Source organism: Bartonella sp. AC535YNZD, from assembly GCF_042196625.1.
Taxonomy (GTDB): domain Bacteria; phylum Pseudomonadota; class Alphaproteobacteria; order Rhizobiales; family Rhizobiaceae; genus Bartonella.
Window position 1 is genome coordinate 71,924 of the sequence record NZ_JBHIQP010000003.1, and the last position, 9,098, is coordinate 81,021.

Here is a 9,098-nt window from a genome sequence, read left to right on the forward strand (position 1 = left end):
AGCCATGAAAGAGCACGAAAAGCTAACAGAAGATACGCTATTTCTTGCTTGCACACGCCCTGCCATGATTGCAGGTGTGACGGTGGAAGCTATGGGATTAAATGGGATAGGAACGATGATATTGTTCATTATGGCAGGCAATATTTTTCTTCTAACCTTTGGTGTGATGCTGCATTTCATATTCAAGGAAATCCTAAAGCATGACCATAACAAATTTCGTATTCTTCTGACATGGCAAAAGACAAGTATTTTTGCCAGAAATTCGAGTCTATGGGGTGGGGGAAGTATTTCTCCATTACGATTAATTCGTAATTATGAGGAATTATAATGAAAACAACAGAGCGGAAGCGTGAAAAGCAGCCAGAGGCGATTATCCCTTACGTGCGCCATGTTAACAAGCATATCATTGCGCTGGATTCACGCGCTCTCATGAGCGTTATTAAACTTGAAGGGATTAACTTTGAGACAGCGGATATTATTGATCTGAATGTGCTTCACGAACAACTCAACAATCTGTTTAAAAACATTGCGGATGAACGGATAGCGCTTTATAGCCATATTATCAGAAAGCGTGAAACGATTTATCCGGATGGCACTTTTAGATCAGCATTTGCCAAGCAATTAGATGATAAATATCGCGAGAGGATGGTTTCTCAGGAGCTTTATCGCAATGATCTTTATCTTTCGATTTTGTGGAATCCACACGTTGATCAAACGGATAAATTAGTGGAGTTTTTCAAACGTTTAGGCAAAGCCAAGCAAGACAAGACAGAAGTTGATGCGGAATCCATTCGCAAACTTGAAGATATTACCACAGATCTTATTCAAAATTTAGAGCGCTATGGTGCAAGAAGATTGAGTCTTTATGAACATGAAGGCAATATTTATTCGCAGCAAAGTGAGTTTATCCACCAATTGGTGGGAGGTCGTCGTGAACGTATCCCTCTCACATGGGGGACGATAGCTTCGACTGTTTACTCAGACCGTCTTATTTTCGGGAAAGAGATCATAGAAATACGCACTGAGTCAGGACAGAGATTTGCGGGCATGTTTGGCTGGAAAGAATATCCAGCAAAAACCAGGGTAGGCATGGCGGATGGTTTGCTCACCCTTCCCTTTGAATTTATTTTCACCCAATCTTTTGTTTTCAAGAGCAAAAATGCTGCCAAACAGATTATGGGGCGCAAACAGAATCAAATGGTCAATGCGGGAGATCGAGCAGGTTCACAAATTATGGAACTGGATGATGCGCTTGATGATCTTGAATCCAATCGTTTTGTTTTAGGGGAACATCATTTATCATTGGCAGTTTTTGCTGATACGCCGCAAGAGTTAGCGGATAATCTTGCCAAAGCGCGTTCTCGTCTTACAGATGGTGGGGCTGTCATTGCGCGGGAAGATTTAGGGTTAGCGGCGGCTTGGTGGGCACAATTGCCTGGCAATTATGCTTATCGCACGCGTTCTGGTGCGATAACAAGCCGCAATTATGCAGCGCTTTCTCCATTTCATTCCTTTCCGGTTGGGAAAATAGATGGCAATGTATGGGGACCAGCGGTCGCACTAATGAAGACCTCTGCTGGTTCACCGTTTTATTTTAACTTTCACTTTGGAGATTTAGGCAATACGTTTGTTTGTGGTCCCTCTGGTTCTGGGAAAACGGTTATTGTTAATTTTCTTTTAGCACAACTTCAAAAGCATGATCCCAATATGGTCTTTTTTGATAAAGATCGCGGAGCAGAACTTTTTGTCAGAGCGGGTGGTGGCACTTATATGCCTTTGAAGAATGGTAAACCAACAGGTATAGCGCCACTTAAGGGTTTAGACTATAACAATCCAGCAGATAGAGTTTTTTTACGGCAATGGATTATCAAGCTTGTTTCTTCTGAAGATCAAAAGATCAGTGAATCAGAAAGACAAGATATTTCTGCTGCTGTTGACCAACTTGCCTTATTACCCAAAGAACAACGGACAATATCGGCCTTACAAATGTTTTTTGACACCACGCATAGAGAGGGGATAGCGGGTCGTTTAGAGAGATGGTGTAAAGGCAATGCCTTAGGGTGGGTTTTTGACAATCCTGATGATGACATTGGCATTGATGCAAAATTTATTGGTTATGACATGACGGATTTTTTAGACAATAATGAAATTCGTCCACCCTTGATGATGTATCTTTTTCATAGAATTTTGTCTTTGATTGATGGGCGTCGTATTATCATTGTCATTGATGAGTTTTGGAAAGCCTTAGAGGATGATTCCTTTAAAGCCTTTGCGCAAGACAGGCTGAAGACTATTCGTAAACAAAATGGTTTGATGTTGTTTGCGACGCAATCTCCCAAAGATGCGATTAATTCAACCATTGCGCACACCATTATAGAGCAATGCCCAACACAGATTTATTTTCCCAACCAGAAGGGCAATCATGGGGATTATGTAGAAGGTTTTAAATTATCGGACAGAGAATTTAACCTGATACAAGCAGAATTAAGCCGTGAGTCACGGCGTTTTCTCATCAAGCAAGGACAAAGTTCAGTTGTTGCAGAACTGAACTTACGGGGCTTTGATGATGAAATAGCCATTTTAAGTGGCACCACCAAGAACATTGAACTTTTAGAGACCATTATGGATGAAGTTGGACAATCTCCAGAAAAATGGCTTCCTATTTTCCAAGAAAGGTCAAAACAATGAAAAAACTTTTATTGGCAACAGCCGTCTATGCAGCTTCATTTGGCTTTCAAACAAATGCCTTTGCCATCGTGGTATTTGATCCCACAGCTGCTGCAAAATTGGCTGATCAATATAAACAAGCATTAAAGCAGTTCGAACAAGGCAAACAACAGCTTGATCAATTGAAAGGTCAGCTTAAACAATTGCAAGATCTCTCTAAATCCTTAAATGTCAAGCCTGACATCTCTGAATTGAAAGACATGTTTAACAAGCAAGGGAGCAGTGGCGCCCTGCCTTCTGACTTTAACCACTTTCAACAATCGATGGGCAGTGGCGGCGGTGGCAGCGGTGGCGGCGGCGGTGGTGGCAGCAAAAACACGCAAAAATGGCAAGAAGAACTCTTATACAAAGAGCCCTCAGGCGGCGCTGGATCAAAAGAGGCAGCAGATGCTTTTTACGCACAAGAAGTGAAAAAAGCCGAACAGCGCGTAGTAGGAGAAGCGGCAAAAGGCCAAGACGTCTACGAAGAAGCCAGTGAAACACAAAAAAACATTAACAAGCTCCTTGATGAACTTGGAAGTACTAAAGATGCGGGTAAAATTCAAGGCATTCAAGCAAAATTAGCAGCAGTACAAGCAGACCTGCAAGCAAAAATACTCCAAATGCAAGCCGCCATGATGATTCAACAAGCAGAAGAAAAAGCGGCAGAAAGACGTGAAATGGAAGAATTTAAAGCACGAACCAAAGCTTTAGCCCAAAAAATGCGTGGTCAATAAACGAAAAAAAAGAGGGGCTTGAACATGAACAAGATCATCATAACAACATTGCTACTTTGCACAGGGCTCATCACGGCTGGTTGTGAAAAAACCTATAGCGTCGCTGAATTTAAAAAAGATGAAAAATTACGCAATGAGTGGACACCTAAATGTATGTGGAAAAAACCTTCTGAAACAGAATCTCCTCAAAATTGTGAAAACTTAGGAAAAGCAATAGACGAACTTGGTAAAGAATCCTTTCAAAAATATCTAAATAAATATCGTACAAATGACGATAAACAAAAAACGAAAGAACAATCTGAAAAGAAAGAGGACAGTAATTAAAGCATAAAAATTCAACTTAGTATGGAACGCGAAACCCGTACGATAAGGAGCGGAGGAAAACAATGGCAGCGTATGATATATTTACCATGATAGACAACGGGTTGATGGAGCCACTTACAGAGACAACGAATAGCACCATTACACATCGCTATTGCGCTTTAGCTGCTCAACTCAAAGAGGTTTATGCACTTTATAATATATTTATGGCAACAATATGTCTGTGCTCTAGATTTATCATCAATGGTTATAAAAAACCGATAACACAAGCAGAATTTAAAGATTGTGCTCAAACTTTAAAAACTGAAAGGAAAAAGGGGGAATATTGATGAATAAAGTTCTCATAACAACATTACTACTTTGCACAGGGCTCATCACCGCTGGATGTGAAAAAACCTATAGCGTCGCAGAATTTAAAAAAGATAAAAATTTACGCTTCGAGTGGGATGCTAGATGTGGATTTGCAGGAACTTCAAAAAATTGTGAAAACATGCGGTTAGCATTTTTAGAACTTCAGAAAGAATATGAAGCAAAAGCAGCAGAAAGAAGTCGTAAAATTGCAGAAGAAAATCGTAAAAGAGAAGAAGAAGATATAGCTGAAATGAGAGCCAGACTTAAAAAAATGGAAGCTAACACTAAAAAAAAATTAGCTGAACAAGAAGCAAAACGACGCGCTGAAGAAGAACAGGAAGCAAAAGAACGGGCGGCAGAAGAACAACAAAATAACCATTAAGACATAATGAAGAGCGGAGCATCTCAATGGCAGTAGAAAGCAAAGGCATATTCACTAAGATAGACAATATGTTGATGGATTCCCTTACAAGGACAATGGATAACGCCATTACACATCGCTATTGCGCTTTAGCTGCTCAACTTAAAAAGCTTCGTGCACTCTATATTTATGGCAACAATATGTCTGTGCCCTAGATTTATCATCAATGGTTATAAAAAACCGATAACACAAGCATAATTTAAAGATTGTGCTCAAACTTTAAAAACTGAAAGAAAGAATGGGAAATATCTATGAATAAAGTTCTCATAACGACATTACTACTTTGCACAGGGCTCATCACCGCTGGATGTGAAAAAACCTATAGTGTTGCAGAATTTAAAAAAGATAAAAATTTACGCTTAGAGTGGGATGCTAGATGTGGATTTGCAGGGACTTCAAAAAATTGTGAAAACATGCGGTTAGCATTTTTAGAACTTGAAAAAGAATATGAAGCACAAGCAGAAGAAAGAGAGCGTCAAGCGGAAGAGAACGATCGCAAAAGATATGAAGAATTTATGGCGAAACAAAAAGCTGATCTTGAAAAAATGGAGGCTCATACTAAGAAAATACTAGCTGAACAAGAAGCAAAACGACGTGCTGAGGAAGAACAAGAAGCAAAAGAGCGCGCGGCAGAAGAACAACAAAATAACCATTAAGACATAATGAAGAGCGGAGCATCTAAATGGCAATAGTAACCAAAGGCATATTTACTGACATAGATGATACTGTAATGGATCCCCTTACAAAAATAATGGATAGCACCATTACACACCACTATTGCGCTTTAGCTGCTCAACTCAAAAAGCCTTGTGTATTTTAGGCTTATATTTATGGCAACAATATGTCTGTGCCCTAAATTTATCATCACTGGTTATAAAAACCGATAACACAAGCATAATTTAAAGATTGTGCTCAAACCTTGTAAAACTGAAAGAAAGAAGGGGAAATATCTATGAATAAAGTTCTCATAACAACATTGCTACTTTGCACAGGGCTCATCACAGCTGGATGTGAAAAAACCCATAGCGTCGCAGAATTTAAAAAAGATGAAAAATTACGCTTAGAGTGGGATGCTAGATGTGGATTTGCAGGAACTTCAAAAAATTGTGAAAACATGCGGTTAGCATTTTTAGAACTTGAAAAAGAACGTCAGGCAAAAGCTAAAGAAATATGGAACTCTACATTTGGGATAAAAGAGCGTACTGAGGAAGAACAAAAAGCAAAAGAACAAAATAATAATTAAATTATAAAAATACACAACGAATAGCGAAGTATCTAAATGGCAATAGTAACCAAAGGCGTATTTTCTTATATCGACAATATGTTAATAAATCCCATTACAAAAACAATGGATAACATCTATTGCGCTTTAGCTGCTCAACTTAAAGAACCTTACAGACTATACAATAGATTTATGGCAAGATTATGTCTCTGACCTAGATTTATCATCACTGGTTATAAAAACCGATAACACAAGCAGAATTTAAAGATTGTGCTCAAAACTTGTAAAACTGAAAGGAAAAAGGGGAAATATCGATGAATAAACTTCTCATAACAACATTGCTGCTTTGCACTGGAATTATCGCTGCTGGATGTGAAAAAACCTATAGCGTCGCAGAATTTAAAAAAAATCCAAAATTATTTGATGAATGGGTCACGAGATGTGGAGGGATAGGAACTTCAAAAAATTGTGAAAACCTAAGAGTAGCAGGCGCTGAACTTGAGAAAGAACGTCAGGCAAAAGTTGAAGAAGAAAATCGCAAAAGAGATGAAGAATTTATGGCTAAACAAAAAGCTTGGATTGAAAAAATGAGAGCAGAAACTCAAAAAAAATTAGCTGAACAAAGAGCAAAGCGACGTGCTGAGGAAGAACGAAGAGAAAAAGAACGGGCGGCAGAAGAACAACAAAATAACCATTAAGACATAATGAAGAGCGGAGCATCTCAATGGCAGTAGAAAGCAAAGGCATATTCACTAAGATAGACAATATGTTGATGGATCCCATTACAGACGCAATGGGTAAAACCATTGTTAATCTCTCATCAAGCTTAGGTGCTCCGCTTAAGCTGTCTTGTACAATCTACATTATATTTATGGGCTACAATATCATCTATGGGCGTTCTTCCATGCCCTTATGGGAATTTATAGTGACAACTTTCAAACTCGGCATCGTTGTTTCACTTGCCACAAACGCCGATGTTTATAATGAGTGGGTCAGTGGTATATTTTTCCATGATCTGCCGAATGCCATTTCAAATGTCACACAAGGAGCACATGTGGATCGAAATGTATGGGACAATATGATAGGCAAAGCTGGAGCACAGGTTTTGGACGCAGCAAACCAGTACACAGGTCTGACTCAAATGGGGAAGTATATCGCGACATGGATTGCTGGTTTTATCTGCCTAGTTGCTGCTATCTTTTTTTGTCTAGTCGGTTTTGTTGTTTCATTATTTGCTAAATTGGGTTTGTTTCTTGTCCTATCAATAGGACCACTCTTCATAAGCCTCTATATGTTTTCCTCAACCAGAAAATTCACAGAAGCATGGTTAGGGCAAGTTGCAAACTTCATCATTTTATATGTGTTAGTCGTGCTGCTTGGTGGTTTATATGTTAACATTTCAATGAACGTTTTTTCAGAAGGTATTAAAGATATCTTCACTACTTTAATTCAGTTCTTGGTTGTTGGTCTTGGTGGTATTTACCTTTTCCTCAGACTCCCTGATATCGCATCAGCTTTAGCCTCTGGGGGGGCTTCTCTTACAGGCTCAGCACCAGTTGCTAAAGCAACGGCTCAACTAAGTGGACGAGCTGCTAATGCAGCAACAAGGGGCATTAAAAAATTAGCATCACTATTAAAAAAGGTCTAAGTTCAAATGCGGGAATTAAAAAAAATTGGGGTAATCTTACCGTTTCTCTTTCTCAGTGGCTGTATGTCTTCACCAAACACGCTGAAGTCACTGCCAAAATGTGATGGATATTCTAAGCGACCGCTCAACAAATCGATGTGGAATTGGGAAGGGAAAAACCCCACGCCCACGCCCATCATCATCAGTAACAACACCACCCCATCCGTGAAAGAGGGGAAGCTGGAAATGCTTCTGGCACAAAAATTAACGGATGAAGAAATAAAATCCTACAAAGATTGCGGGCAAAAGGCATGAAAGAAAAAGACGTAGAACAATATATTGCCGAAGCGCGCTCGTTTGATCAAGACCGCATGCTCGCTTCACGCCGCACCACCCGCGTCTCCCTTACCATTGCCGGCATCGCGGTTGCTGTTGCAATAATGTCTTCTCTCGCGGTCATCACCCTCACGCCCCTTAAAACCGTGGAACCCTTTGTCATTCGCGTCGACAATTCAACCGGCATTGTTGAAGTCGTAGAAGCCTTAAAAGAAGGTCCCACAAACGTCGACGAAGCCATCACACGCTACTTCGCCGCAAAATACGTCCGCTGCCGTGAAGGCTTCACCACAGAAGAAACACAACATAATTTCCAAACCGTCTCTCTTCTTTCTTCTTCTGAAGAACAGCAAAGATTTGCCAGCTGGTATGGAGCAAGAAACCCCCAAAGCCCTCAAATTCTCTATAAACATGCCGCCGTTACAATAACAATAAAATCAATCTCCTTTATCAATGATGATGTCGCACAGGTACGCTATTATAAAACCGTCCGTGATAACGAGAACAACAAAGAATTTATCACACACTGGGTCTCAACACTTACCTTTGAATATATCAATGCCCCTATCTCTGTCCAAAACCGTTTAATAAATCCTCTAGGGTTTATTGTTAATGAATATAGAACCGATCCGGAAGTGGTCAACTGATCATGAAAAAAAAATTTCTTTTTCTCATTCTCAACATGGCTGTTGCCTTTTCTTTGATGAATATAAGCCATGCCAGTGTTTTTCCCACCCGCGCGCCCAACGATAGCCGCATTCGCTTTATTAATTATGATGCTTATAATGTCACTAAAATTATTGGCTCCATACGCTCATCCGTACAAATAGAATTTTCTGCCAATGAAGAAATTGCTCATGTAGCGATTGGCAACAGCGTTGCATGGGAAGTTGCACCAGCGGGTAATATTCTTTTTCTAAAGGCAAGAGAAGTCCAACCCATTACCAATCTCCAAGTCGTCACCACAAAGCTTGATGGCTCAAAGCGCTCTTATCAATTTGAACTCATCATTAAAGATGGAGAAATTTCCTCTGGACAAGAAACATATTTCCTTGTGAAATTCCGCTACCCACAAGAGGAAGCAGAACAAAGAAGACTTGCAGCCCTTATGCGACAAGAAAAAAAACAATCCCAACAGATTGATGGTATCTTCAACGCTTCTGAAACCTATGGACCACGCAATTGGGCTTACACCGCTCAAGGCTCTATCACTCTTGAACCCTCCTCTGTTTATGACAATGGCAAAACAACAACATTTACATTTCCCGACAACCAAGAAATCCCTGCCATTTACATTGTCAACAATGATGGTACAGAATCGCTGGTTCCCAAAACCACAAGAGGCAACATGGTGATTATCCATGCCATTAGCGCACG

Annotated in this window: 15 protein-coding genes; all 15 read left to right on the top strand. The window is 39.9% G+C overall.

Features of this window, described 5'->3' with window-relative positions; translation table 11 throughout:
- Nucleotides 1–4 precede the first annotated feature (4 nt).
- The gene (locus tag ACFIM8_RS03010) at nucleotides 5–328 is read left to right on the top strand and encodes a type IV secretion system protein VirB3 (protein ID WP_375606511.1); all 324 of its coding nucleotides are present in this window, start codon (nucleotides 5–7) and stop codon (nucleotides 326–328) included.
- On the top strand, nucleotides 328–2,688 hold the full coding sequence (locus ACFIM8_RS03015) for a VirB4 family type IV secretion/conjugal transfer ATPase (RefSeq protein ID WP_375614488.1): 2,361 nt from the start codon (nucleotides 328–330) through the stop codon (nucleotides 2,686–2,688). The genes ACFIM8_RS03010 and ACFIM8_RS03015 overlap by 1 nt, the downstream gene beginning before the upstream one ends.
- Nucleotides 2,685–3,443, top strand: coding sequence for a type IV secretion system protein (locus tag ACFIM8_RS03020; RefSeq protein ID WP_375614489.1), 759 nt, complete (start codon nucleotides 2,685–2,687; stop codon nucleotides 3,441–3,443). Before ACFIM8_RS03015 ends, ACFIM8_RS03020 begins: the two co-directional genes overlap by 4 nt.
- 24 nt (nucleotides 3,444–3,467) lie before the next feature.
- Nucleotides 3,468–3,767, top strand: coding sequence for an EexN family lipoprotein (locus tag ACFIM8_RS03025; protein ID WP_375614490.1), 300 nt, complete (start codon nucleotides 3,468–3,470; stop codon nucleotides 3,765–3,767).
- Between the two features lie 62 nt (nucleotides 3,768–3,829).
- Complete coding sequence (locus ACFIM8_RS03030; protein ID WP_375614491.1) at nucleotides 3,830–4,093, top strand: hypothetical protein; 264 nt, start codon at nucleotides 3,830–3,832, stop codon at nucleotides 4,091–4,093.
- Complete coding sequence (locus tag ACFIM8_RS03035; protein WP_375614492.1) at nucleotides 4,093–4,497, top strand: EexN family lipoprotein; 405 nt, start codon at nucleotides 4,093–4,095, stop codon at nucleotides 4,495–4,497. Before ACFIM8_RS03030 ends, ACFIM8_RS03035 begins: the two co-directional genes overlap by 1 nt.
- Nucleotides 4,498–4,523: 26 nt before the next feature.
- Nucleotides 4,524–4,691, top strand: coding sequence for a hypothetical protein (locus tag ACFIM8_RS03040; RefSeq protein ID WP_375614493.1), 168 nt, complete (start codon nucleotides 4,524–4,526; stop codon nucleotides 4,689–4,691).
- Between the two features lie 96 nt (nucleotides 4,692–4,787).
- Nucleotides 4,788–5,192: an EexN family lipoprotein gene (locus tag ACFIM8_RS03045; protein WP_375614494.1), complete on the top strand. Its 405-nt coding sequence runs from the start codon at nucleotides 4,788–4,790 to the stop codon at nucleotides 5,190–5,192.
- A 26-nt stretch (nucleotides 5,193–5,218) separates the two neighbouring features.
- Complete coding sequence (locus tag ACFIM8_RS03050) at nucleotides 5,219–5,356, top strand: hypothetical protein (protein ID WP_375614495.1); 138 nt, start codon at nucleotides 5,219–5,221, stop codon at nucleotides 5,354–5,356.
- A gap of 132 nt (nucleotides 5,357–5,488) precedes the next feature.
- Nucleotides 5,489–5,779, top strand: a complete 291-nt coding sequence (locus tag ACFIM8_RS03055) for an EexN family lipoprotein (protein ID WP_375614496.1) — start codon at nucleotides 5,489–5,491, stop codon at nucleotides 5,777–5,779.
- Between the two features lie 293 nt (nucleotides 5,780–6,072).
- Nucleotides 6,073–6,456, top strand: a complete 384-nt coding sequence (locus ACFIM8_RS03060; protein WP_375614497.1) for an EexN family lipoprotein — start codon at nucleotides 6,073–6,075, stop codon at nucleotides 6,454–6,456.
- Between the two features lie 26 nt (nucleotides 6,457–6,482).
- Nucleotides 6,483–7,406: a type IV secretion system protein gene (locus ACFIM8_RS03065; RefSeq protein ID WP_375614498.1), complete on the top strand. Its 924-nt coding sequence runs from the start codon at nucleotides 6,483–6,485 to the stop codon at nucleotides 7,404–7,406.
- 6 nt (nucleotides 7,407–7,412) lie between these two features.
- Nucleotides 7,413–7,700, top strand: coding sequence for a type IV secretion protein VblB7 (locus ACFIM8_RS03070; protein ID WP_375614499.1), 288 nt, complete (start codon nucleotides 7,413–7,415; stop codon nucleotides 7,698–7,700).
- A complete protein-coding gene (locus ACFIM8_RS03075; RefSeq protein WP_375606522.1) occupies nucleotides 7,697–8,368 on the top strand; it encodes a virB8 family protein in 672 nt (223 codons plus the stop codon). Before ACFIM8_RS03070 ends, ACFIM8_RS03075 begins: the two co-directional genes overlap by 4 nt.
- A 2-nt stretch (nucleotides 8,369–8,370) precedes the next feature.
- Nucleotides 8,371–9,098, top strand: a 728-nt coding sequence (locus ACFIM8_RS03080; RefSeq protein WP_375614500.1) for a TrbG/VirB9 family P-type conjugative transfer protein, incomplete at its 3' end; no start/stop codon positions are given.